General features: G+C 42.0%; 15 protein-coding genes and 1 riboswitch. Of the genes, 8 read left to right on the top strand and 7 right to left on the bottom strand.

Features of this window, described 5'->3' with window-relative positions:
• Positions 1–93: 93 nt before the first annotated feature.
• The 4 genes from DWW23_RS18305 (at position 94) to DWW23_RS18290 (ending at position 10,265) form a co-directional block, all read left to right on the top strand.
• Complete coding sequence (locus DWW23_RS18305) at positions 94–3,501, top strand: SusC/RagA family TonB-linked outer membrane protein (RefSeq protein ID WP_122354866.1); 3,408 nt, start codon at positions 94–96, stop codon at positions 3,499–3,501.
• 34 nt (positions 3,502–3,535) lie between these two features.
• Complete coding sequence (locus DWW23_RS18300) at positions 3,536–5,143, top strand: SusD/RagB family nutrient-binding outer membrane lipoprotein (RefSeq protein ID WP_122354878.1); 1,608 nt, start codon at positions 3,536–3,538, stop codon at positions 5,141–5,143.
• Positions 5,144–5,459: 316 nt separating this feature from the next.
• Positions 5,460–8,459 carry a tetratricopeptide repeat protein gene (locus DWW23_RS18295; RefSeq protein ID WP_122354864.1) on the top strand — a complete coding sequence of 1,000 codons (3,000 nt, stop codon included), beginning with the start codon at positions 5,460–5,462 and terminating at the stop codon, positions 8,457–8,459.
• Between the two features lie 9 nt (positions 8,460–8,468).
• Entirely contained in the window at positions 8,469–10,265 is a 1,797-nt protein-coding gene (locus DWW23_RS18290) for a TonB-dependent receptor (protein ID WP_122354862.1), read from the top strand.
• 216 nt (positions 10,266–10,481) lie between these two features.
• Here DWW23_RS18290 and DWW23_RS18285 read toward each other — a convergent pair whose 3' ends face one another.
• Positions 10,482–10,724 carry a DUF6722 family protein gene (locus tag DWW23_RS18285; protein ID WP_122354860.1) on the bottom strand — a complete coding sequence of 81 codons (243 nt, stop codon included), beginning with the start codon at positions 10,722–10,724 and terminating at the stop codon, positions 10,482–10,484.
• A gap of 101 nt (positions 10,725–10,825) precedes the next feature.
• Between DWW23_RS18285 and DWW23_RS18280 the strand changes: the two genes are divergently transcribed.
• Complete coding sequence (locus DWW23_RS18280; RefSeq protein ID WP_122354858.1) at positions 10,826–12,157, top strand: MATE family efflux transporter; 1,332 nt, start codon at positions 10,826–10,828, stop codon at positions 12,155–12,157.
• Positions 12,158–12,162: 5 nt separating this feature from the next.
• Here DWW23_RS18280 and DWW23_RS18275 read toward each other — a convergent pair whose 3' ends face one another.
• The 3 genes from DWW23_RS18275 to DWW23_RS18265 all read right to left on the bottom strand — a co-directional run bounded on the left by DWW23_RS18275 (position 12,163) and on the right by DWW23_RS18265 (position 17,551).
• A complete protein-coding gene (locus tag DWW23_RS18275) occupies positions 12,163–13,056 on the bottom strand; it encodes a transcriptional regulator (RefSeq protein ID WP_122354856.1) in 894 nt (297 codons plus the stop codon).
• 850 nt (positions 13,057–13,906) lie between these two features.
• Entirely contained in the window at positions 13,907–15,181 is a 1,275-nt protein-coding gene (locus tag DWW23_RS18270) for a hypothetical protein (protein WP_122354854.1), read from the bottom strand.
• Positions 15,182–15,199: 18 nt separating this feature from the next.
• Positions 15,200–17,551 (bottom strand): TonB-dependent receptor, encoded by a 2,352-nt coding sequence (locus tag DWW23_RS18265; protein WP_122354852.1) that lies wholly within the window; start codon positions 17,549–17,551, stop codon positions 15,200–15,202.
• Between the two features lie 131 nt (positions 17,552–17,682).
• Positions 17,683–17,886: riboswitch (cobalamin riboswitch) on the bottom strand.
• A 119-nt stretch (positions 17,887–18,005) separates the two neighbouring features.
• Between DWW23_RS18265 and DWW23_RS18260 the strand changes: the two genes are divergently transcribed.
• A complete protein-coding gene (locus DWW23_RS18260; protein ID WP_122354850.1) occupies positions 18,006–19,286 on the top strand; it encodes an O-acetylhomoserine aminocarboxypropyltransferase/cysteine synthase family protein in 1,281 nt (426 codons plus the stop codon).
• Between the two features lie 107 nt (positions 19,287–19,393).
• A complete protein-coding gene (locus DWW23_RS18255; protein ID WP_233564384.1) occupies positions 19,394–19,684 on the top strand; it encodes a hypothetical protein in 291 nt (96 codons plus the stop codon).
• Positions 19,685–19,949: 265 nt separating this feature from the next.
• Here the strand turns inward: DWW23_RS18255 and DWW23_RS18250 are convergent, their stop codons facing one another.
• The 3 genes from DWW23_RS18250 to DWW23_RS18240 form a co-directional block, all read right to left on the bottom strand.
• Entirely contained in the window at positions 19,950–23,090 is a 3,141-nt protein-coding gene (locus DWW23_RS18250) for a DUF6383 domain-containing protein (protein WP_122354848.1), read from the bottom strand.
• A gap of 399 nt (positions 23,091–23,489) precedes the next feature.
• Positions 23,490–24,644, bottom strand: coding sequence for a glycosyltransferase family protein (locus DWW23_RS18245; RefSeq protein ID WP_122354846.1), 1,155 nt, complete (start codon positions 24,642–24,644; stop codon positions 23,490–23,492).
• Positions 24,641–25,444, bottom strand: a complete 804-nt coding sequence (locus DWW23_RS18240) for a UDP-2,3-diacylglucosamine diphosphatase (RefSeq protein ID WP_122354876.1) — start codon at positions 25,442–25,444, stop codon at positions 24,641–24,643. Before DWW23_RS18240 ends, DWW23_RS18245 begins: the two co-directional genes overlap by 4 nt.
• A 132-nt stretch (positions 25,445–25,576) precedes the next feature.
• On the opposite strand from DWW23_RS18240, the gene DWW23_RS18235 reads away from it, so the two are divergent.
• Positions 25,577–26,059 carry a YkgJ family cysteine cluster protein gene (locus tag DWW23_RS18235; protein ID WP_122354874.1) on the top strand — a complete coding sequence of 161 codons (483 nt, stop codon included), beginning with the start codon at positions 25,577–25,579 and terminating at the stop codon, positions 26,057–26,059.
• The last annotated feature ends 20 nt before the right edge of the window (positions 26,060–26,079 follow it).

Raw genomic sequence — 26,079 nt, 5'->3', positions numbered from 1 at the left:
AGTTCTTTCAGAACTAAGATCAAAGATCGATAAACGTCAAAATCTAAAGAACCTTTACTAACACTAGTATTATCATCAATAACATCATTTATTATGTTGAAACACTTCAAACAAGTCAGCTTACTCCTTGCCGCAGGAGCTATGGCACTACCAGCCAGCGTATATGCTGATTTAGCGCCAGAGAAGCTAGAAACCGCCATTTCCCAACAAAACGGAAAAGTGACGGGTGTTGTAGAAGATGATTTCGGCCCTGTTGCCGGAGCATCAGTTGTTATTAAAGGAACCACCAATGGTAATATTACCGATATGGATGGTAACTTCATCTTGGAAGGAGTCAAAAACGGAGACGTTATCCAGATTTCCTTTATCGGATATGCGACCCAGGAAATCACTTACACAGGTCAAGCCTCTTTGAATATTAAATTAGTTGAAGACACCCAAAAACTGGACGAAGTAGTTGTAACAGCTATGGGTATCAAGAAAGATGCAAAAAAACTGGGTTACGCTGTAAGTACAATTGAGGCAGGAGAACTCGTAAAAACCGGTACTCCTGATTTCGCCACTTCATTGTATGGTAAAGCGTCCGGTGTACGTATCAATGCAGCTCCCGGTGGAGGTACATCGTCTGTATCTATCTCTGTCCGCGGCTTATCATCTATTTCCGGTTCTACACAGCCGTTAATTGTAATGGATGGTGTTCCCATTCACAATGGGGATGCCAACAATAAAGACTACTGGAGCCAACAGCGTGTCGAATCAAATGGTTTGGTAGACATCAACCCTGCCGATATTGAAAATATCTCTATCCTGAAAGGTGCAGCAGCTTCTGCTTTGTATGGTTCTGAGGCCGCTAATGGTGTTGTTATGATTACAACTAAAAGCGGTAAAGGAGCTTCCGGCTTAGGAGTAGATTTCAGCGCAAACGTTAGTTTTGACAAAGTAGCCTATATGCCCAATATTCAGAAAGAATTCGGACCGGGTTATGACAACTCTCTGCTTGACACAAGAGGTAATGATTTTGAAAAGGCCACCGGTTTCCAAAACACACGTACTGACAGAAACGGCAACCCGGTTACCAGCTTACGTAATACATATTATTCATGGGGACCCAAGTACGACAATACCTCCCAATTATATAACTGGGATGGAACAATACGAACTTATTCCCCCATCGATCATAACCAATGGAACGATCTTTTCCAGACAGGTATCAATCAAACATATAACCTCGCTGTTACAAACGGTACGGAAAAAGGAAATATGCGTTTTTCTTATACCTATACAGATGTTACACCGACTCAGTTAAACTCTCATAACAACAAACACAATTTCTCATTGACAGGTTCTCAGAATATCCTGAAAGGAATAAAACTTGATTATTCTGCTAATTATATGCGTCAATACGTAAAGAACCGTACCTATCGTATCGACCAGTTGATGAGTAGTTATAACGGTATGTTTACCGGCTATGACGATATCGCATCTTTGAAAAACAGGATCGTAACCAGCCAGGGCTACATGAACAGAGCATACACCTCTGAATATGCTGCTACATTCCTGGATGAAGCATGGGAATATGACCCATCTTTCAGTTACATAGGCGACCGTTATTTATGGAACATCTACGGCAAGGAACAATACGAAAACAACAATCGTTTTATTGCCAGTGTTTCTCCCAGTTGGGAAATCATACCTGGATTGACAGCCCGGGGACGTTTGTCTACCGACTTAACATTTGACGAAGAAGAGAATAAGAACCACACAGAATATCCGAATGCATTGGCAACGGCAGGTAACTATACAGGTAGTTATTCTCTGAAAAACGACAAGTATGAAATTTACTACGGTGATATCATGTTGATGTTTGACCGTACATTCGCAGAGAAGTACAATATTACAGCCAACGTCGGCTGGTCAGGCCGCCAGGAACGTCAGATGATGACCTCTGTCACTACCCGTGGTGGATTAAGCGTGGAAAACTGGTTCCATTTGAATGCTTCCGCTTTATCTCCCGCTACCCCCAGTATGACAAAAATGTCATTGCTGAAAACAGCATATTTCGCTACCGCTTCGTTTGGTTACGATAGTTGGGCTTATCTGGAAGGAACTATACGTCAGGAAAAAACATCCACCTTGGCTCCAGGCAACAACTCTTTCTTCTATCCTTCTGTCAATGGTAGTGTAATCTATACTTCATTACTGAAAGATAAGAACCCAAGTTGGTATGACTATGGTAAAATTCGTGTAAGCTACGGTATCGTAGGTAATGCTCCAATTGTCTATAAAGCAACAACCGGATATAAACAAGATGCTGCAGACAGCTATATTTATAATCAGATTTCATTAAGCGAACTGGGGAACAACGAGTTACAGCCGGAAAAGAAATACGAATTCGAACTGGGATGGGAAAACAAGTTTTTACAAAACCGCTTAGGATTTGAATTGTCTTTCTATCATAACAAAATAAAAGACCAAATTCTGAATACCTCTACAGCTGCTTCTTCGGGAGGTACTTCCATCTGGATGAACGTGGGTGAGTTGAAGAACCAAGGTTTGGAAATGTCTATTTACGGTACGCCGATCCAGACTAAAGACTGGACCTGGGATATCCGCGCCAACTGGGCCTGGAACCGTAATAAGGTCGTGAAGTTAACAGATGGCGTTGACAGACTTGAACATACAACCATCGACAACGGAGCAGCTGTACTGGAATCACATGTCGGAGAAGCAATGGGCGACTGGTATGTATATAAAACTGTAACAGATGAAAACGGCAATAAAATTGTTGATGAAAACGGTTTATACAAAGTCGATTACACACAACGCGTAAAAGCAGGTAATGCCATGCCGAAACTGGTCGGCGGTCTGAGCACATCCGTCAGCTACAAGAACTGGTATCTGGATGCTTCTATCGACTTCCGTATTGGTGGTGACGTAATGAACAAGCCCTATCAATACATGTCTGAAATCGGAACATTGGAACATACACTGCAAGGTCGTGACGCCTCTCATGGCGGCTTGAGCTGGTATGCCGATGGCAACGTATTATCCGATCCTTCCATACGCCACCTGACAGACCAGGCAGCCGGTTCTACCGTAAACGGCTGTACAGTATATGACAATGGTGTAATCCTACCCGGTGTAAAAGAGGACGGAACTCCGAACGATATCATCGCGACAGCAGGTGAAACATTTTACAACCAATACGGCTGGGGATACTCAGGTAATGTCACCTACGAAAACGCTATCCAGGAAAACACTTATTTCAAACTGCGCGAATTAAGCATAGGTTACAGCCTGCCGAAAGAACTGGTTGCCAAATTTGGTTGTAAAAATCTAATGGTTTCTGTTTACGGACGTAACTTATTCTACTTCTACAAGAGTTTGAAAGAAATGGACCCGGAATCAACGGATGGTACAAACTGGGTGAACCAATCTTATATCAGCGGATCTACAGCAACAACCCGCTCCTTTGGTTTCTCACTACGTGCTAGTTTTTAATTGATTGTAAAGAAATATATAAAGAATGCAGAAAATGAAACAAATATATTCACTTGTATTGGGATGTGCGGCACTATTATCCACCTTCTCATGCAGCGACGATAAATTTTCGGATCAATATCAAAATCCGGAACAGGCACAGTCTGTGACATGTCCTGGCGTAATGGTAGGACTTTGGCAGGCTTGTAATACCTGGATGAATCCAGTATATTACAGATATTATGTATCTTCGACTACTTCCGGCCGCTTTTCCGGGGTAATCGGACACACCAACGACAAAGGTCGTTTCACCGGTGCGGGAACAACTTATTTCAACGAAAGATGGAAAAATTTCTATACAACGCTTGCCCAATACAGGTTACTGGAACAGACTTACAATAATCTGACGGATAAAGAAAAAGAAGATAACGAAATTTTCCTTCATTTGGGACGCACTGTTCTGGAAGAACAACTATATGAAGTATTGTCTTTATGGGGAAGCCTGCCTTTCTCGGAAGCCGGATACTTATGGAGTACCGGGGATATTGTTTCGTCCAAACCTAAATACGATTCTGAAACGGAACTGTATAGCATGATCTTAAAAGATCTGGATGAAACAAATACATACCTGAACAATCATCCGTCATTAAGCTCTTCCGCAGCCACCTACATGACAGCAGAAGACTATGTAAACAAAGGAGATGTATCCATGTGGCAGAGATATGTCAATTCTCTGCGTCTTCGCGTCGCCACTCATTTGGCTTCAAACGGTGACCTGACATCAGAAGCACGCAGTGCTATCCAAACCATGCTTAGTAATCCTTCCACTTACCCGATGGTAGACACGAATGCAGAAAACACAACGGTAGCACAAAGCGATGATGCTTTCAATTTCGATAAAGATCTGCAAGACGCTATTGAAAACTCGACATATAACCGTATGTCCGGTTTCATGCAACGGGCATTAAATGCAAATACCGATAATCCGGATCCACGTCTGGAAGTATTATATGACGCAAACTGGGATAACCAGTATATCGGTCTGGACCCTACGGAAAGCGCAGCAGATCAGGAAGCAAATATGGCTATCAGTACACATGGTACAGCTAAATATTATGCTGCGTTGGATACCTCGACTTTCACACGTAACCCGGGTTTCCCAGGTATCTGGATGACAGCTGCCGAAGTTGCCTTTATGAAAGCGGAAGCCTATGCCAACAACTGGGCCAGCGGTGATGCCAAAGCGGCTTATATAGACGGTGTTAAATTATCTACTGAGTTTTATTTCAACCTGAATTCAACCGGTACATACCGTACAGCACTGCCGGCACCAGATGACGCTACAGTCGAAGCCTATGCTGAATCACAGTGGGATGCTAGTAATCCGTTAAAATCAATCCTGACACAACGATGGATTCATCACGGAGCTATTCAGGAACTGGAAGCCTGGAATGTTGTACGCCGTACAGGATATCCGGAACTCTATTTCAAGAGAGATCCTCAGACTGCAGATACCCCACTTCCTCTGAACCGCCTGGAATATACTTCTGACGAAAAAGATTACAATCAGGAAAGTTTGAATGCATTCCTGAATGGTAAAGAAGACTCCTGGTACACAACGCTATTCTGGATGAAGAGTGATTGGTATAAAGTCATTGAATAATTTTGACAAACAAAAATATCTCCACATAAATTATAAACATAATTGATGGTAAATGTGGAACCTGAAACCGCCCCGAAGTGATTCGCGGCGGTTTTATTTATTCTTAACGTTGTTCATCATACACCCCGAACTCCGCAATTGAAGCCTGCCCGTTGATGCTGTCGATCTCTATTTTTACTTTAACACGTTTGTTTATGATTCCAAATATTAATTCTTTTTGTTAATAACTTACTTAGCTTTTGTATGTTATTCTTTATATTTGCAACTTAGAATTAACAGAGACTGTTTAATATCTGTACATAAAAGCGAAGGAGTGATGAAAAGAATACTTATTCCACTGTGCCTGGTGGTAGGAAGTCATGTGGCTAGCGGGCAACGGTCGTACCAGTTTGAGGCACCGGACCGTTTGTTCGTAGAAGGTAAAGAATTGTTTAGTTTAAAGAACTATCCGGGTTGCATCGATAAGCTGGAAGCTTATAAACAGCATGCAAAAGATGCAGACCTGATCCAGGAAGCTGACTATATGATCGTATATGCAGCTTATGAACAGGGACGTCCCAATGCCGATGAACTATTGAAAGATTATCTGGAAGATTATCCGGCTTCACGCCATAGCGATGAAGTGAACTTCCTGATCGGTTCTGTTCATTTCGGACGCGGAGAATACCAGAAAGCTATTTTCTGGTTCAACGAATCGGATATAGATGTGCTCAGTCCGGAGCAACAGGAAGTCTATAGCTTCCGGCTGGCTTATTCACTTCTGCAAACGGGTGAGATGGATAAGGCGCGGAACTATTTTGCCCGGATACAACAAATAGGGACCCAGTACCGGGAAGCCGCGACCTACTATGTGGCTTATATAGATTACGCAACCGGCAAATACAACAATGCACTGGTCGAGTTCACCCGCCTGAAAGACATGCCGGATTACCGCGAACAATCATTGTACTATATTACACAGATCTATTTTATACAGAACAAGTATGAAAAGGTGATAAGCGAAGGGGAAGAACTTCTCTCCTCTTATCCGAACAGCAAGAATAACAGCGAAGTCTATCGTATCCTGGGTAATTCGTATTACCACCAGGGAAATCAGGATAAGGCGATCAGCATGTTAAGCAAATATGTATCGTCTACCGACAGTCCGTTAAGAGGCGATCTGTATATTCTCGGCGTCTGCTATTATAATAAAGGGAATTACAGCAGTGCAGTCAGCGCTTTGTCACAGACCGTACGCGAAAACGATGCACTGACACAGAATGCTTATCTGTATCTGGGACAGTCTTACCTGAAACTGAAAGACAAGAACAATGCCCGCATGGCTTTCGAGGCTGCGGCAACCTCTTCTTTCGACAAACAGATCCAGGAAGTAGCGATGTTCAATTATGCGTTGCTGATCCATGAAACAGCCTTTACAGGATTCGGTGAGTCGGTGACCATCTTCGAAGACTTCCTCAACGATTTCCCGAATTCACAATATGCCGATAAAGTAAACGACTACCTGGTGGAAGTCTATCTGACTACTAAAAACTATCAGGCAGCCCTCAACTCCATCAATAAGATCAACCATCCGAGTACAAAGATACTGGAAGCCAAACAAGACATCTTGTTCCAGTTGGGAACGCAGGCGTTCACCAATATGAAACTGGATGAAGCGGTTAATCTGTTCACACAAGCGATCAATCTGGGTTCCTATAATATGGAATCACGCAACGATGCTTATTTCTGGCGTGGAGAATCATACTACCGCAAAGGAGAATATCAGCAGGCGATCTCCGATTACCGTACCTATCTGAACAATACCCGCCAGCGAAATACCGACATGTACGCACTGGCTCATTACAATCTGGGATATTGCTACTTCAAACTGAAAGAATACGGGGAAGCAGAAAACCGTTTCCGCCAGTATATCAATCTGGAAAGCAACCAGCAGGCTCCGGCTTTGGCTGATGCTTATAACCGTGTCGGTGACTGTCTGTATCAGAAACGTCAGTTCGCACAGGCAGAAGAAAACTATAGCCGTGCCGCTCAACTACAACCTTCTGCCGGAGATTATTCGGTTTACCAGAAAGGCTTCCTGCTCGGTTTGCAGAAAGACTATCGGGGTAAGATCAGTGCAATGGACCGCCTGATCCGCGATTATCCGGAATCACAATATGTAGACGACGCTCTTTTCGAAAAAGGACGTTCTTATGTATTGCTTGAAAACAGTTCACAGGCAGCACAGGCTTTCGAAACACTGATCCAGCGTTTCCCGCAAAGCAGTCTCGCCCGTAAAGCCGGCATCCAGTTAGGTCTGTTGTATTTCAATGACAACCAACCTCAGAAAGCTGCCGATGCCTATAAGAAGGTTATCAGCAACTATCCGGGCAGCGAAGAAGCCAGAGTAGCTCTTCAGGACCTGAAGTCTGTTTATATCGACCTGAACGATATCAATGCGTATGCCAACTATGTCAACTCACTGGGAGGTAATGTCCGCCTGGAAGTCAGCGAACAGGATTCACTGACATACATTGCAGCAGAAAAACTCTTCCTGCGCGGTAATAACGATGAAGCCCGCCGCAGCCTGGTCAACTATCTGCAGACATTCCCGGAAGGAGCTTTCAGTTCGAATGCAAACTATTATCTGGGAAGCATCGCCTTTGCCAAGAAGGAATATGACGAAGCCCTGCAGCGTTTCAAATCGGTTATCGATAGCGGCGACACTAAATTCCTGGAAGAATCGGTGGCACGTACGGCCGAAATGCAATATCTCACCCAGGACTTCCCTGCAGCACTGGAAACATTCAAACGTTTACAGGTTATCGCAGAGAATCCGGAGAACAAACAGGCTGCCCGCCTGGGTATCATGCGTTGTGCCCTGCAGACCGGACAACAGGAAGAAGCACAGCTCGCAGCCAACGAATTGCTGAAAGACCCGAAGCTGTCTCCTGAAGTAGAAGCCGAAGCCCGTTATATCCGTGCCAAAGCTTATATCGACCACAAGCAACCGGCGAAAGCACTCGAAGACCTGAAGGTTCTCAGCAAGGATACCCGTACAGCTCACGGAGCAGAAGCCAAATATCTGTTGGCTCAATACTTCTATGACACCAAAGACGATAAGAATGCTGAAAAGATACTGGAAGATTTCGCTAAGAACGGAACACCCCACCAGTACTGGCTGGCACGCGGATTCATCCTGTGGGCAGATATTTATATCCGCCAGGGAGACGACGTTCAGGCACGCGCTTATCTGAACAACCTGCAGAACAACTACAAGGGTGACGATGAGATTGCCGGTATGATAGAGGACAGATTAGGTAAACTAAAGCAATAATTGAATACAATGAAGACTATATATAATGTAAAAGCGCTGTGTGTTGTAGCCTTGCTTGGGACTACAGCCACAATGAGTGCACAGGAAGATACTTCGAAGAAACAGAATCTGGACCGGGAGATGACGCTCGAACGTGAATATGATCCGACGGTACAGGATGCAAGCAAAGTGAACACCCTTCCGGTCATCAAAGAACCGGAAGTAAAGAAGATGCCGATCGATTATGCCGGTTTTACAATTGCAGCCGATCCTCAGAAAGAGATCAGCCTGCTCCCTTCCGGTAATATCATGACGGATATCCAATACAACAAACGCCGCGGTTATTTCAACTTCGGAGGCGGAACCTATCTGAACCTGAACGGAGACCTGGGCTACCATATCCTCAGCACAGACAAGGATCAACTGAATATCTGGTTCTCACACCGTTCTACCAACGGCAAGGTGAAATATTTACAGATAGATGAAAAGGTAAAGGCGAAACTGAACGATAATATGGGTGGCCTTAACTTCAAGCATAACTTCGATAAGTTGGCACTGAAGATGGGCGTTAAGTATGGTTATTCAGGATTCAACTATTACGGATTGCCGGCATTAGATCCTATTTCCAGTACGGTTCCGAATTTAGCCAGCGATGTCGAAACCAACCAGGTCGCTCAAACGATCAAAGCGAATGTAGGCGTTGAATCAAAAGAAGATGCACCTGTAGGTTATCTGCTGGATTTAGGTTATACCAATTTCTCTTATAAATACGGAGCGGGCAAACAATTCGACGGACCGACAGAAGGAACATTCAATCTTAATTTTGGACTAAACGCAGGTTTTGGCGGTAATCAAAGAGTTGGATTAGATGGTAACTTCCAGTACTTCAACTATAGCTTACCAAATGAAATGAAGATACCGGACGGAGAAAAAGCCGGATATATCTATTATTTTGACAATTTTGCCGCAGCTACATTAAGTCCATATTATAAGGTAATAGGTGATAACTGGCATGTTAAACTGGGAGTGAACGCTATGTTTTTTAGCGGAGCAGAAAAAGAATTCATGGTATCTCCCAATATTTCAGCAGACGTTGAAGTAGCGGACAAGACCGTATTGTATTTAAATGCTAATGGCAAATTAAATTCAAACAGTATGTACGACTTGTTTCAGGTAAACCGTTATGCATCTCCTACATCTAGACTAACCCCTTCACGCAACTGGCTGGACGGTATCATAGGAATCAAGAGTGGCGTCGCACCCGGTTTCTGGTTTGATGTTTTCGGAGGGTATAAAATCACCAGCAATAACTATTTCTTTGTTCCTTCATTCGCTTTCGGAGATGAAGACTACTTCGATTCAGCGTGTGGTATGCTAAACGAAATAGATACAAAACAATTGCTTATCGGAGCCAACCTGAAATACAGCTACCAGCAACTGTTCGAAATATCTTTGAAAGGTGTTTACAACAACTGGACGGCAGAATACAGCGACAAATACCCTGATACGAATTTAAGAGGTAAAGATGCTAAAGCATGGGGAATGCCGGAGATGGAGATCACCGCCGGTGTAACAGTACGCCCGATCAAAAACCTGTCTGCTTCCCTGGACTATTATCTGGGAACCGGACGTGAAGCCAAACTGGGTTCTCAGGATGTAAAGATGGATAACATCAACGAACTGAATTTGACCGGAGCATACAACTTCAACGATACTTTCGGGATGTATCTGAAACTGAATAATGTATTATTCCAGAAATATGAACTTTACTACGGATATCCGTTGCAGAAGTTCAGTGCAATGATCGGAGTGAATATCAACTTCTAATTGTACCTTTCAATAAGAAAGCCGTACTATAGCAAACTTTGTTATAGTACGGCTTTCTCCGTTAGAAACGCGACGAAGGCAGTTTCTATATCACAAGAATGATTATAAATTTTCCAACCATTTCTTTCCTGGTTTAGTATAAAGCCAAGCAAGAAAAACAGCACCAATAACAGCACCTACTGTAAATACCAATGACAACATATCCATAATAATCCTTTACTTTAGAATTTTATTACCAATCCACGCAAATATTATTGTAAAAACAGTTCCGGCAAAAACAACATACCAATTATCCGAATTATCCATATTTGCATACAATGGAGCAACCCCACCTACAACCAGTCCGGCAAACGCTACTTTTGCCAAGTCATAAAAAAATTTACCGAGGTTTTCTCGTCGGGATTTATCCCGCTCCAGCACCTCCTTTTTTACATCTTGTTGTTTTTCCCAGTTACTCATTATACAAAAATACATATATTAATCAATCTCAAGACACAAACTAGTTTAAAGTAATATAAACTGCACGATTATTTCTACTTTTGCACCCAAATAAGACGAACATGCAAGGAACAAAAAACCTGACACAAGGCCCGATCAAACGGCAGCTATTCAATCTGGCTCTGCCGATTATGGGTACTTCTTTTATTCAGATGGCTTACAGCATTACCGATATGGCCTGGGTGGGACGTCTGGGTAGCGAGGCTGTTGCCGCTATCGGTGCCGTGGGTATCCTTACCTGGATGACCAACTCGATATCGCTGTTGAATAAAGTAGGCTCGGAAGTGAGTGTCGGACAAAGCATCGGAGCACGGAATGAAGAAGACGCCAGGAACTATTCTTCACATAACCTTACCATTGCCCTGATTATCTCTGTATGCTGGGGATTGCTTCTTTTTGTCTTTGCCCACCCGATCATCGGCATTTATAAACTGGAAGCCCCTATTGCGGAAAATGCCGTAGAATATTTACGGATCGTATCGACAGCCTTCCCCTTTATATTCCTGTCGGCTGCCTTCACCGGCATCCACAATGCAGCAGGGCTAAGTAAAATACCGTTTTATATCAGCGGAACGGGACTTATCATTAATATGATACTCGACCCGGTATTTATTTTTGTATTCGACATGGGTACAGCCGGAGCAGCCTGGGCGACGTGGCTATCGCAAGCAACGGTATGCGCTATTTTCGTATATCAACTAAAATGGAGAAGCAAGTTATTGGGAGGATTCTCCTTCTTCGTCAAACTAAAGAAAAACTATTCACAAAGGATCCTGCAACTGGGATTACCGGTTGCCATGCTGAATACGCTGTTTGCCATTATCAACATTTTCATGGCACGGACTGCCTCCACTTACGGAGGTCATATCGGCCTGATGACACTTACCGCCGGAGGGCAGATTGAAGCGATTGCCTGGAATACCTCCCAGGGATTCAGTACGGCATTGAGTGCCTTCGTTGCCCAGAACTATGCAGCCTCCGAAAAGAACAGGGTATTGGAGGCCTATCACACGACATTGAAAATGACGACCATATTCGGAATCCTGTGTACTTTATTGTTCGTCTTTTATGGTAGCGAAGTATTCTCACTGATCGTACCCCAAAAGGAAGCATTTGAAGCCGGAGGTATTTTCCTGCGGATAGACGGGTATTCGATGCTGTTCATGATGCTTGAGATCACCATGCAAGGACTGTTCTACGGAACAGGACGTACGGTTCCGCCTGCGATCATCAGCATTACTTTCAACTCGCTACGTATTCCGATGGCGATCGTTTTATCTGCAATGGGATTAGGGATTATCGGTGTTTGGTGGGCAATCAGTATCTCCAGCATGCTGAAAGGGATTGTTGCGTTTATCTGGTTCCGGGCATTGCAGAAGAAAATATTGAAATGAGATATTTACCGAACAAGATATTGATAGAGGTCTGAATAGCCATTCTTATCGAGTACCCTATGTTTCTCTAACTGGAACCTAAGTTGTTCCAGTCCGAGTTTACCAAATCCGGGAATATCCAGCAAAGAGTCAAGCCCTTTGGTTTCTATATAACGCAACATATCCTCCATTGTTTCTATATGGAGATTTTCAAGTATTTTACGGATATAGGGAGACAGTGTCAGGTCAGTAAGCGGCCTGCAAAGCCGCTGGGCTGCCTCCAGAGGTACATGGATTAATGATTGGGAGATATTAAATTGTAGACCTGCTTTAAGTCCTTTTTCATACAACCGGTTTAACTCATACTCCAAATTTCTGTTTTCAAGTTCCAGGCGTTCTATCTCCAGTTCCTGATTCGTTATTGTTTTATGATATTCAAGCATAAAACGGGTATCCGACTTCAGGTGAGACAAAATGGTGTTATACCGTTTGCACATACCATCGTACGACATACCACAATGTTTGGCAACATCCAATATTCTTGCTCCCCCCGTTATTTCTGTGAATATATATCGTGCTTTCTTATCCTCTATGAAAGAGGCCAGTTCGGCAATTATTATTTTAAGCAAAGGAGAGACAGTTGTGAGAGAACGCAAGCAGAAAATATAATCGTCATACCAGGCAATGATTTCGTTAATCTCTTCCTCTTTATCCTCAATGATCTCTTGGAGATATAACTTTTGCATTCCCTGGCGTTTGACGCCGGATACAAAATTCTGCAAACTTGTGGCATCTATCAATGGTTCGCCGTCTCTATACGAATAAGACTTTATCTTTTTGGATTTCGCCCAATCCCGAATATCTTCTGCCGGGAAACCAGTCATCTGGACAGCTTTTTCAATGGTAATACGTTCAGACATATTAATAAGGTTATAAGTAAAACATAATACCTCCCTGCAATACAGCAGCAAGGGTATGGAATAAACTTTAAACGATTTTTCCTTAAAATATGCGGGTGTTAAATGGCATTATAATAGTAGAGTAGTCCTTTCATAAAAAAGAAAGGGCGGCGGACTGAACTTTTATCTAAATGAAGGTTCGGCTAAGACCCAACAACGAATAAAAGTCAGCCGCACGCCCCCTTTATCTGTATACAATAATTATCCACACTGCATCGCAGCATAGATAACACGTATATCCGGTAAAGGGTTGCGAGGGCTTTCTTTGTGCATTCGTTCTTGAGAAAATTTAGCCGATTTTCATTTAGACGCACAAATATCACACGCAACACAAGGCTTTCTATTCAAAAGCCTTTCAGTTGCAAATATACGTATTAATAATATTTTAACCTATGATAATTCATCTGTTATTTTGTTTATCATTATTAATCGAAGGATTTATCCTCCTGACAACTTGATTCTGCAAAGATAGGACTTATTTGTTAACCATATAAAAATAACAGGCTCGGTTATAAACTGAATATAGTTTCTCTGCAATATGCCTGCCCCAAAAGTCATCGCCCTGAAAGGATAGAATCATAAAAAATATATACAAAAATCGGGGTTAGCACATCCTCCGAAAAAATAAGGGACTTTTGATTGCGAAACATATATGTTTTGCAATCAAAAGTCCCTTATTTACATTTCAAAACACCTATACTTAAAAAACGGACAACTATCCGTTCCTCAACGGATAACTATCGGCCGGAGCACGGCTGCTTGTCGGTCAAAAATCAACCGACAATACACCGTTCAACCAAATGCAAGGTTCTTATTCAGCATCTTCATTATCAAGTACACGGATCTGCTCGAAGTAGTAGCCTTCTTTAATATCAGCACCCTTCTCAACATTACCTGTCTTTATATCATAAATGTAGACACAAGGATTTGAACTTTCCGGATTAACACCGATATAAGCCTTCCCATCAACCACAGCAGTACGCTGAGAGAAGCGGCCACCGCTATACGGAAGATCCTGTCCGTTGTATTTTACACGGCTGCTGGTTTTACTATTGAGATCGATGATCGTATAATAATGGCTGTAACTATCAATTTCCATTCCAAGTTCATCCTGACGTGCATAAGCAAGCACTTTACCATCACCCAGATATTCGAGAGAAACAAGCTTTCCTGCATTGGTGAAAGCATCGTAACTAGGATCAAAATCTTTCTCACCGGCTTTGATACGAATCAAATGGCTCTTCTCCGTTCCATCTTCATTTTCAGAGAAACCTGCAAGATAAAGATTTCCACTCTCGTCAACCAGCGTACATTTCTGCAACAATTCACCATAAGCACTACCAACCATCTGATGAGCCATCGTATTACGTATATTACTTTCAACGGCCATTGTTTCAGCATTGATCACAGTTGTAAAGAAGAAAGGTGTTGTATCTCCACGTTTGCTTTTCTTACCCAAATAGAAATAAATAAGTTTATTATCGCTTTTACGATAGTTCAGAATACCTGAAGTTGAGAATAATTTATCTCCTTCAGGAAGAGGGATATCAAGAACACCTTCCTTGATAATAGTCATATCGGTCGTATTCAGCTTCGTCCAGATGATTTTATCTCCATCTCCGTTAGAAGCCATGATCACAAGCGTATTATCATCGATCCAGGCATGTGTATATTTACGGGTATCGTACGTATTTGTACCGAATTTCTGCTCCTGGATAACATTGATCTTATTATTCGACAGTGTATATTTGGAAAAACGATCACCCGATACAGGAACCTGATAATAGTATTTCCCTTTGACAATAGTTTCCAAAGACATAACACTATGAACTTCCGTTCCATCTCCTTCAAAGCTGATCATCTGAGAGCCAGCCTTCAAAGAATCGATACTCTTGACAAGAGTCTGTACGTCACGTCCCATACCACCGTGTTTATCCAGAGCAATCCAGATATCGAAGTGATAGGTTTGCGCTTCAGGAGTAGGCTCCGGTTCCGGAGTTGGATCATCATCGTCAGAACAAGCACTAAAAGACAAGGTAAACAATGTCGTTAATAATGCCCAAAATAGTAATTGAAACTTTTTCATTTGATAATTTTTAAATTATTAATTAATGAATAATCTGAATTTAGCGAAGAATGCACGACCGGGTTTCTGGAGTTTGTAATTGTCATAGACCGTAGCATCAAACAGATTACTACATTCCAATGACACATTATAGCGTCTTTTCATCCATGAATAGGTCACATTAAGATTCGATACATTCTGAGTCGGGATACGCGACTTGCTTTCAAGAGCTCCGTATGCTTCCCATGATAAGTAAAACCAATGTATCCATTGCCAGGAATATCCGATGCGAAGGTTATCTTCCTTCTGCGCCAGATTGTGAAATGTATAGCTCACATCAGCATTGCTATACACCCAGGGACGATTAGGCACACGGTTATTATAAGTAGCCGAAGGCTTACCGTCGGTTTTATATTTCTTCTGGTCGCGTGCTTCGTTATAACTACAGTTGACCATTATCTGAAAGCTGTTTTTCCAGTTGTAGCGCATTTCCCCTTCAATACCTTTCACATGTACAGCCGGAATATTCTCGTATTGCATCATACCTTCTTTTTCCGATACGGTTGCCTGAATATAATCGTCGACAAAGCGGAGAAATCCGTTGACCTCATAATAGAAAGAATGACCGTAAGCAGGATACCAGTTACCAAAAAGGCCCAGGTTTATATTATCGCTGCTTTCGGGATGAAGGGCGAGATTGGGATAGATGGTCGTTCCGTTTCCGAGCAGCTCACGCGACAAAGGAAGACGCACACTATGTTCATAAGAAACCTTTCCAGCCAGTGCATCCCAAAATGTATAACGTAGCCCCAAACCGCCTCCCCAATAACTGTTGGAAGAATGTCCTTTGGCATCCTCCGAACCGGTTATCCAGGCAAGATCGTTTTGTCCGATAGAGGTTGCATTTATATAGTCTTTAATAAAAACAGTACTCTCCCATCTTCCGTCGAAAAAAGACTGATTGTAAGTCAATCCGAGAATATGCTTGGTCAGTACATCGTTGGTCGGTTCAAAAGTTTCGTCGACATCATCACGGCGTTTATTTCCGGTACGGTTAAGCAGATAGTTCAGACTGACTGAATGATGCCGGTTGATCGCATAATCGACACCTCCGCGGAAAATAGTCATTGGACGGTTGTAATGACGCATAGAACGTCCACGGCCATTAAGCTCGTTTCGGGATGAGGGAGTAAAATCACCGTTCCAGTCATAGATACGATAAGCAGTATCGACGGTAAGCGACGCGTCCCAGGTATGGGAAAACGATGCGCTCGTATTGATTTTCTCAAACCGTTTTTGATAACGGGCTGATACATTCCAGGCATCGGAATGACGCTCTGCATTACCGATCACCTTTGTCTGGATAGACCCTGTCTGTATTTCTTTATCTATTTTGGAATAAGATCCGGAAACAAAGAAAGCATCTGCCCACGCTTTATCGACAAAGCCTGCTTCCAATTGTCCTAACAAGGAAAAATAATCGTCATGAAACCGTTTACGGTTGACTTCAATATATTTACGGCTATCTTCATCCCATACCTCGACACCTTTCATCTTATAATCATTCTTGGAATAATTGACACCGACGGTCGGCTTGATGATCAATCCGGTCTTCGGTTCTACGAATTGGGCATTCAGGTCAGCTCTATGAGTATGGAAAGAACCTATACCATAAGAAGCATCCAGATAATTCTTTTTTTCCTGACTGGTAATAATATTAATGGCGCCCCCCAGAGCATCCGAACCCAGGCTGGCAGGAACTACCCCTTTATATATTTCCACCCTGTCAATGATATTGACAGGAAGATTTGCCAGCGAGACACCGCTTCCTTTTGTATCCAGAGGCATCCCATCGATAAAGTAACGGACGGAATTGCCTGATAACCCATTAATAGAAAGATCGAAGTCGGAACCGACTCCACCTTCCTCCCTGATCTTTATACCGGTTGTCCGGTTCACGATCTCATTGAGGTTCTTCAATGAGTTGATCTGCGGCTTTATATCGAGGGCATTTACTGAAAAAGCACTTTCTTTGATCTTCTGGGTTTTCGATTTGCCATATACCTCCACCGAATTCAGAGTAACGGAGTTTTCCTCCATTGTAAAATCCACTGTTTTACTTTTACGGAGATCGATCTGGGTCTTTATCGTATTATACCCTAATGAAGTGACAATAACAGTATGTCTTCCCGGAGTTACAGTCAAGGAATAATATCCCCGATCGTTTGTATAAGTACCGACCGTCGTATTCTCCAGGGCAACTGTCACCGAAGAAAGCGGAATACCCTCCTGGTCTTTGACTTCACCGGAAAGAGTCACTTTATTCTGCGCCGACAGATTGGCAGAAAACAAGTAAATAAATAGAAAAAGGACATGTATGAAACCTCTCATTTCATCAAGTTTGTTAACCGTTATTATACTGTATGCTCCCGATGAAATAAAATAGAACACATGAACAGACAAAGCCCCAATAATATAGTGAAAAGCTCTTACTCATATGTTTTCAGCCCTATTTCCCGAAAGCCTTCAACTATTATTCTGGCAGGTCTTCTGACTTACTCCATCTTTGAACGTCCTTCCCATTCATTGCGAACAGTGGATTGAGTCGTGTTCAAAGACTTTGGCGGAGCTTACAGCAGCGGGTCTGTTCAGGATTTTCACCTGATTCCCTTTTCATCACTCTTCCGTAGAAATGGAATCGTGACACCAAAATTCGGGTACAAAGGTAAAGATTATTTTTAAACGGTAAGCTATTTTTTATAAATGATCGCTGATTTGTACGAATGGAACAAACTATTCTTTACTTTTGTCTGCAGAAACAATTACATAGCAAACATTTAATAATATGAGCAATTCATTTAAGCCGGCAACTTTGTGTGTACAAGGTGGTTGGCAACCGAAAAAGGGAGAACCGCGCGTACTTCCAATCTATCAAAGTACTACCTTCAAGTATGAAACCAGCGAACAGATGGCGAAATTATTCGACCTGGAAGAGAGCGGCTATTTCTATACCCGCCTGCAAAACCCGACCAACGATGCTGTTGCCAGTAAGATAGCAGCTCTGGAAGGTGGTGTTGCAGCCATGTTGACTTCATCCGGACAGGCAGCTAACTTCTTTGCCTGTTTCAATATCTGCGAAGCCGGCGATCATATCGTAAGTGCTACCGGTATTTATGGAGGTACATACAATTTATTGTCCGTCACGTTAAAGAAACTGGGTATCGAATGTACTTTCATCGATCAGGATGCCAGTGAAGAAGAGATCAGTAAGGCATTCCGTCCGAATACAAAGTTATTGTTCGGCGAAACGATTTCCAATCCGGGAGTAATGGTACTGGATATCGAAAAGTTCGCTCATATCGCCCATAAACATGGGGTACCATTGATCGTCGATAATACGTTTGCCACACCGATCAACTGCCGTCCGTTCGAATGGGGAGCAGATATCGTAACCCATTCTACAACTAAATATATGGATGGACATGCAACTGCTGTTGGAGGCTGTATCGTCGATAGCGGTAACTTCGATTGGGAAGCACATGCCGACAAATATCCGGGCCTTTGCCAGCCGGACGAGTCTTATCACGGATTGACTTATACAAAGACATTCGGTAAGATGGCGTATATCACCAAAGCGACCAGCCAGTTGATGCGTGACCTGGGATCTATCCAGTCTCCACAGAATGCATTCTTGCTGAACTTAGGTTTGGAGACTTTACATCTGCGCATGCCACAGCATTGTAAAAATGCGTTGGCTGTTGCTAAATGGCTTCAGAATTGCGACAAAGTAGCCTGGGTGAACTATCCGGATCTGGAAGGTAATAAGTATTATGAGTTGACAAAGAAATATCTGCCGAACGGTTCATGCGGTGTGCTGTCATTCGGATTGAAAGGCGGACGCGATGTTTCCATTAAGTTTATGGATAGCCTGAAACTGGCTGCTATCGTTACCCATGTAGCAGATGCCCGTACTTGTGTGCTTCACCCGGCAAGCCATACGCACCGTCAGTTGACAGACGAACAGTTGAAGGAAGCTGGTATTGCTCCTGACCTGATCCGTTTCTCTGTCGGCATCGAAAGTGCAGACGATATCATTGCAGATATCGAGCAGGCATTGAATCAGTAAAAGCCCCCAAGTAAAACAAAGAATCGTTTTGTATAGAAGACGATTTTAACAAAGAATCGTCTTCTATACAAAACGATTTCTTATCTTTGTAACATCTCACCCCTATTATGGTCGCTATACATCTATATAAACAATATGGCAACAAAGTTTATTTCTACAACCAGAATATAGAGGTTGATTTCATTATTCCGGAAATAGAGACAGCCTATCAGGTAAGTTACTCCCTGCAAGATGAAGCCACTTATCAACGGGAAGTAGAAGGTCTGATCAAATTAAACAATGTTTATCCTTTAAAAAGGATGTATATTATAACCAAAGACGAAGAGAGAACTATTACACATGAAAATGGCACTACCATACATGTGATTCCTATCTGGAAATGGCTATTGCTGCCATAAACAGACTTGGTTCAGGTCGAAATCCTATTAAACATAATGAACTCCGTTTCCGGGAGCTATTCAAAAACAAAACCCCGATGGTAACAAATACCGCCGGGGTTGTTTTTTATCCATTTTCTCTCTTCGCAGGGATATTCACGGATGAACTTTATTTTATTTTTATTACTAAAATTACGCTTCCAATCTGTTCACCTTCACAGGCTACTCACCCTTCCCCAAAAGGGGAAGAGCAGAGAAGCTTTTTCTATTTAATTATTCTTTATTCTTATTTTACGATTGCTTTAACAGCTGCTTCACCTTCAACAGCTACAACTACGATACCTGCAGGAGCAGAGATTGTTGCTTCGTTAGAAGAAAGAACTGCGTTAGCAACTGTCTGACCAAGAACGTTGCTGATAGTAACAGTCTTACCTGCAGCACCCTTGATAGTGATGTCACCCTTACCAGCGATAACAGTTACGTCGCTAGTTGTGATATCTTTAGTATCTGTAGCCATTTCGTCGTTTTCGATGTTTTCAACATTGAAAATCAGAGCACCGTCACCACCAGTCTTAGCATTGTTGAATTCAGATTTTTCATCTGTCAATACGATGCAACCATTCTGCATTTTGATCCATGCTGCTTTTTCAGGAGCGATAGATATACCATCATGGCTGTTAGATTCGATCAAGAATGAGTTTCCAGCACCTTCTTCTGTAACATTAGCAGCACCATCAGGATTTGTATAACGGAATGACCAAGTATAATTCTTATGATTATCACCCTTCAGATTATTGATGTATTTGCCATCAATCTTAGCAGCCTTGTATGCTTTGATAATGTCATCAACATTCAAGTCTTCAGGTTTCATATTTTCGTAACCATTTACCAAAACGATCAAACTATCACCAGTCTTAATAGCTTTTACGAAACCAACGCGAGTGTAACCTGCTTTAACATCAGTATAAGGTTTATCCTGACCAACTGTTGCTACAGAATCAGCAAAGCTTACCAAATATTTACCATATACGAATCCAGCTTTTCCCGGTTTAGCGTGAACGCAACCCCATTCATCTGTTGGTTTACCCTGAGCGTCTTTATGACCACCCGGTTCGTTACAAGGAGTACCCTTGTCAGCAGCCTGATCATTACGAGATACAGAAATCAAATACTGCGGTTTGATATAACCCAGACCACGTGTTACCCAAGCAGTGTCAATACGGAATGACAAACCAGCTTTAGCTTTGTCTGCAGTCCAGATACCTAGGTAGTTAACACCTTCATTCTGCAATTCTTTGTTAGTTTCATCCATCAAATATTCGTGACGAATATTTTCGTAGAATCTCAAGCTATCAGCAGCATCAACAGCGCTTTCGTCTAATGCTACATTGTTGAAACGACGATACAGAGGAGCGTCATCGATTTCTACAGAGAATGCAGAAGTACGAGTTTCTGTCATATTCTGAGCTTTCAGATATACGTTGTTATCATCAACACCTACTTTGCGTAATGAATCCGGAGCAACGTTGTCATAAGAAGCTGTATCGATCAAAGCGAAGTAGTGAACACCCGATTTGTCGTTATTTTCTTTCATATAGAATACAGCAACTTTATCTTTTCCATTAGAAACTGCATATCTGTTTTCAACATCTGATACGATATATTTATCAGAAGATTTCAGCTTCAATGTGTAAGCTTTTCTTACCAATTGTTTCAAACCAGAAACATTAGCAGTTGTATAACCATAATTTACACCATTTTCGCTCATGCCTTTCAGAATGAAAGAAGACTTAGCACCTACATATAAAACTGAATCTTTTTCATTATCAGAAATACCCATGTATTTATCACTTGCAAATTCATGCAAATATCTCAGCTTATAAGTAGTAACGATCATAGAATCCTTGTCTAAGAATCTGTAACCTACATACGGATTAGCTTTTACATTTGCAGGGTCTTTTACGAAATCAGAAGGAACGACTGTAATGTCACCTGCCAATGTAGATGCACCTTCTACATATAACTGGATAGTAGGATAAGAAATCTTTGCAAATTCACGGTTTGTAATCGTGATAGGAGAAGTTTCTTTCAATTCATTAGTTGTATATCTCTTTTCTACAACCCACTGGTAAGCAGGCATATGCCAAGGATCCATATTTTTATCAAGAGTTACCCATTGAGCAACGCTATCACCATACAAAGGAACTGCTAAATATTTACCTTCTGCATTTTTAATTACATACAAATCATTGTCTAATGAAGTGTTGTTAGCAGAAGGAACACAACCTTTGTAACCAAAGTTAATATCAGATTCTTTCTTATTTGCAATAGTGATAATACGAACTTTACCTTTTATCAAGTCCTGAACCGTTACAAAGTTATTCTTCAAATCATTTAAATTTGTTAAATCTGCTGTAGTTGGACTACCAGCTGCAACAGCTTCGCTCCAATATGTCTGATCATCAGTCTTACTATAAACAGATTTAACCTGAATAATCATACTATCAATTGAAGGGAAATAAGTAAAGGCAAATTTATATTGATCTTTCAAATCAGAAGCAGCAATTGCTGTAGTTGTTGTTGTAGCCCAATTAAATGCTAAGAATTTGCTACCATTATTATTCGTATATGCAGTGTCGACATGCAAATATTTAGCATTAGTTGCAGCATTCTTTACATATACATAGTTTGCTTCTGCATCTTCTGCAAAGAATTTAGCATTTGTGAATGGATTAGGAACAGGAAGTTTTTCTCCCATTTCATCCGGAGTGAAAGTCAACTTAACACCTGTTGTTTCATTATCCAATGTACCCAGGATTGTGTTGATTTCTTTTGCACCAAGAACTACAGCATCAGCAGTTTGCAGTTCAAACTTAGCTAAATTAGTACCAGTTTGAGCATCAGCAGCTGCATCTTTTGCAGCATACTTTTTAACAACAACATCATTGCCATCCAAAGCAAGACCAATAACAGAGTCAGCTTTAAAATAAGAATAAAGAGTTGCTGCATTCATTCCTTCTTTGTACTGAGAAGAGAAAGCCCAACCATGGATTTCACCACCAACTGTGATAGGATCAGAGTTTGTTTCTTTAGGCAAAGAAACTAAATCTGTTTGAGCATAAGCTACGTCCAAACGCAGACCTGTTAATTTGTTCACAAATTCAAAAATGGGAGCTTTACCAAGACCCTGCTCAACAACCTCTACACACCAAAGAGTACTTGCCAAATTAGCTGAAGTAATAGGTGTTGTTGAAGTAACAGTTAACTTACCATCTTTATCCATGGCAAGTACACCGGAAGCATCAGATTTTAACTGATAAAGATGCCCTTTAGTGGTATCAATACCATCAACTGGAGTTCCTGCGTTAGCTGATATTGCACCTAGCAGCGCAGCACCAGCCAAAAAAGTAGAAAACTTTTTGTTCATAATCAAAAATTTAATATTAATACTAAGTAATTTTAAAGTTCTATCTAAATATAATATGCCGAAATCTTATTCTATCGGCCTTTTCATACGATCGTCAAATACTTCAGCAAAAGTAAACAATAGTTTTTTATCCGCAATTATTTTCATTGATTTTTTTACGTAGGCATCTCCTTTCTTATCAGTTGAATACGATAGTCTGTACAAAATCGGCGATAAAAATGACAAACCTTGCTTTTGGTTATATTACTGACTATAATCAGGAAAACAAGAAAGAAAGAGAGATGGGTTATCTACCATAAGTAAATATTATATTAATGTACACGTACATTAATAATTAAACCTTTTACTCAATCTCGATTCATAGCCCCCATCTATTGGTTCAAATAAGAGCTTCATACATTAAATCGAGAACGTCTTTGCCACCCGGTACACCCAATGCATAGACAAACGATGCCAGACTGACGACGGCATCTCCTCCATCAACAAATCTTCGCGGAACTCACGCAAGATCAACCAATCCGCCTGTTGTACCCAATGACGGAACACAGGATTCGATTGATGGTTTTCTGACAAATGTAGTAAAGCATCCAGGTCAAAACGATCAGCTACCGCACCAGCTCCTGATAAGGATGCATCATAGGCATTACAAGCCTGTTCAATATGAGTAGGAACCATCAATACAGGCTTATCCAGGTACATCGCTTCGCAAACAGATTCAAAGCCGGCAGTCGTTGCGTACGCCTTGGCATTTGCCATATATTTAACAAAACGAATATCGTTCAACTGATGAAAAGAAAGCGTATTGTCTATCCGGGTAACCTCCCCTGCCCCTTTCTTATCCCAGAAAAAGTGCATCGAAACTTCCGGATGAGCAGCATGCCACTCCTTTACTTCCTCACTGAATCCGCTATTCAATAAATAGCCATGCAGATAGCGTCCTTTGCGGGGAGTCTTATTTATCACTTCCTTACGTAACAAAGGAGGAACTACAACCATCTTATCGGCAGGCACTTCGCGCATCTTCCGAAAAGACAAAGCCAGCTTCTTCGTCGCACCGATAGCCGTCATACGGGTAAAGAACTTCAATAAGGACAAAGAAACAACATTCAGCTTCGGGAAAGAGAAATCCGGATGCAGGAACAGATATTGATGGGCAATACAAACCATCATCGCCTTCGGACGGCAGAACAGATAAGTCAGTCCTGTCAGTAACTCGTAAAAGTTAACAACCACGTCTGCATCTGTCTCCTTCACCATCCGATTAATATAATGTATGCTAGCCACATAAGTATGGAGACGCAATACATTATATCCCACACTTTTCAGCAAATTAACCTGTTTATTCTTTGCCGTAGGGAGGAAATTCGGACTTTCGAAAGGGTAAACCGGTGCATCAATTTTCTCTGTAAAGAAGTCAGGAATACGGCGGGCAGGACTCTTCCCAACAAGCACACCGACTACCTGATGGCCTTCATCAGCCAGCTTCTGACGGAGAGACAAAGCCTGTGTCAGATGCCCTCTGCCTTCTCCCTGTATAATAAACAGCATTTTCATATTACTTCAGCATATAATAAAGGTTTCCCGGCAGCCTCTTCGTCCGTACCATACTCTGCCTTATTGTAAGTAACAATATTCCACTCGCCTTGTTCATTCTCTACCAGGGCGGTCATACTTTCCACCCAATCACCGGAGTTCAGGTAATGGACATTATCATACCAGACATTAGCAGCCTGATGGATATGACCGCAGATAATCCCGTCCAAATGCTTGATCTGAGCGAGCTTGACCAGTTCTTTCTCAAAATCGGAAATATAGGAAACAGCACTCTTCACCCGGTGCTTCACATGTTGCGAAAGGGAGAAGTAAGGTTTTCCGTGCTTCTCACGGTTCTTGTTATAAATTTTGTTCAGCCACAGTAGGAAAGTGTAGCCGATATCACCCAGCATGGCCAGCCAGCGCATATTTGTGGTTATCGTGTCAAAAATGTCGCCATGAGTCACCAGGTAACGCTTCCCGTGGCTATTCAGCAAATAGTCTTTCACAATAGAGATGTTAGAGATGCGGAAAGGAACCAGGTTATCCAGGAAGTCATCGTGGTTACCACGTACATAAACGATCTGTGTCCCTTTCTTCTCCATCATCTTCATCAGGACTTTGAAGAAATCGGTCTGTGCCTGCTTCCATCGCTTGCCGGACTTTTGTAGTTGCCAGCCATCGATAATGTCGCCGTTCAGAATCAGGCGGTCGCAGTCGATATGTTTCAGGAAATTGGTTACTTCTTTCGTCCTGGAGTGTTCAGAACCCAGGTGAATGTCGGAAAGCACAACGGTCGGATAATATTTTCTTAGTTTCATACGTAAGATATTTACACTACACAAAGAAACATAGTCGCTGTTACAGTATTGCAACAACTGTATGAAGATGCTTTTTCGTTTTCCGCTGTAAATGATTACATTTGCCCCTTCAAATTAAAACAGGATCATTTTATGGATATTAACTCCCTCCCTGAGAGAGCTAAAAAAGTTGAGAAGGAAACAAAAGCTTTTTTCAAATCGATCAAGAAAAACCGCATGCGGGAACTGGACGATACGATACACGCCATCCATGAAGAGGTATTCGATTCGATCGATTGCCTGGATTGCGGGAATTGTTGCCGCACATTGGGACCACGTATCACAGACCGTGATATCGAACGGATCGCACAGGCATTACGCATTAAACCACATGAAGTTGTACAACGGCATTTGCATATCGATGAAGATAAGGATTACGTATTCCGGTCGATGCCCTGCCCCTTCCTGGGAGATGACAATTATTGCAGTATTTACGAGGACAGACCGAAAGCCTGCCGGGAATATCCACATACGGACAGGAAGAAGTTTTATCAGATACATGCACTGACGGTGAAGAATGCGGAGACTTGTCCGGCGGTGTTTCATGCACTGGAACAGTTGAAGAGGGAGTTTTGATAAGAGTAGAATAAAACAGG

The sequence above is a fragment of the Parabacteroides sp. AF14-59 genome (assembly GCF_003479515.1).
Classification (GTDB): Bacteria; Bacteroidota; Bacteroidia; order Bacteroidales; family Tannerellaceae; genus Parabacteroides; species Parabacteroides faecis.
The sequence above is the reverse complement of the archived record's forward strand: the minus strand, read 5'-3'. Positions and strand labels throughout refer to the sequence as shown.

Bases quoted from the DNA above. Each gene is read 5' to 3' on its own strand.
- DWW23_RS18305 (WP_122354866.1), top strand. From the start codon at position 94: ATGTTGAAACACTTCAAACAAGTCAGCTTACTCCTTGCCGCAGGAGCT.
- DWW23_RS18300 (WP_122354878.1), top strand. From the start codon at position 3,536: ATGAAACAAATATATTCACTTGTATTGGGATGTGCGGCACTATTATCC.
- DWW23_RS18295 (WP_122354864.1), top strand. From the start codon at position 5,460: ATGAAAAGAATACTTATTCCACTGTGCCTGGTGGTAGGAAGTCATGTG.
- DWW23_RS18290 (WP_122354862.1), top strand. From the start codon at position 8,469: ATGAAGACTATATATAATGTAAAAGCGCTGTGTGTTGTAGCCTTGCTT.
- DWW23_RS18285 (WP_122354860.1), bottom strand. From the start codon at position 10,724: ATGAGTAACTGGGAAAAACAACAAGATGTAAAAAAGGAGGTGCTGGAG.
- DWW23_RS18280 (WP_122354858.1), top strand. From the start codon at position 10,826: ATGCAAGGAACAAAAAACCTGACACAAGGCCCGATCAAACGGCAGCTA.
- DWW23_RS18275 (WP_122354856.1), bottom strand. From the start codon at position 13,056: ATGTCTGAACGTATTACCATTGAAAAAGCTGTCCAGATGACTGGTTTC.
- DWW23_RS18270 (WP_122354854.1), bottom strand. From the start codon at position 15,181: ATGAAAAAGTTTCAATTACTATTTTGGGCATTATTAACGACATTGTTT.
- DWW23_RS18265 (WP_122354852.1), bottom strand. From the start codon at position 17,551: ATGAGAGGTTTCATACATGTCCTTTTTCTATTTATTTACTTGTTTTCT.
- DWW23_RS18260 (WP_122354850.1), top strand. From the start codon at position 18,006: ATGAGCAATTCATTTAAGCCGGCAACTTTGTGTGTACAAGGTGGTTGG.
- DWW23_RS18255 (WP_233564384.1), top strand. From the start codon at position 19,394: ATGGTCGCTATACATCTATATAAACAATATGGCAACAAAGTTTATTTC.
- DWW23_RS18250 (WP_122354848.1), bottom strand. From the start codon at position 23,090: ATGAACAAAAAGTTTTCTACTTTTTTGGCTGGTGCTGCGCTGCTAGGT.
- DWW23_RS18245 (WP_122354846.1), bottom strand. From the start codon at position 24,644: ATGAAAATGCTGTTTATTATACAGGGAGAAGGCAGAGGGCATCTGACA.
- DWW23_RS18240 (WP_122354876.1), bottom strand. From the start codon at position 25,444: ATGAAACTAAGAAAATATTATCCGACCGTTGTGCTTTCCGACATTCAC.
- DWW23_RS18235 (WP_122354874.1), top strand. From the start codon at position 25,577: ATGGATATTAACTCCCTCCCTGAGAGAGCTAAAAAAGTTGAGAAGGAA.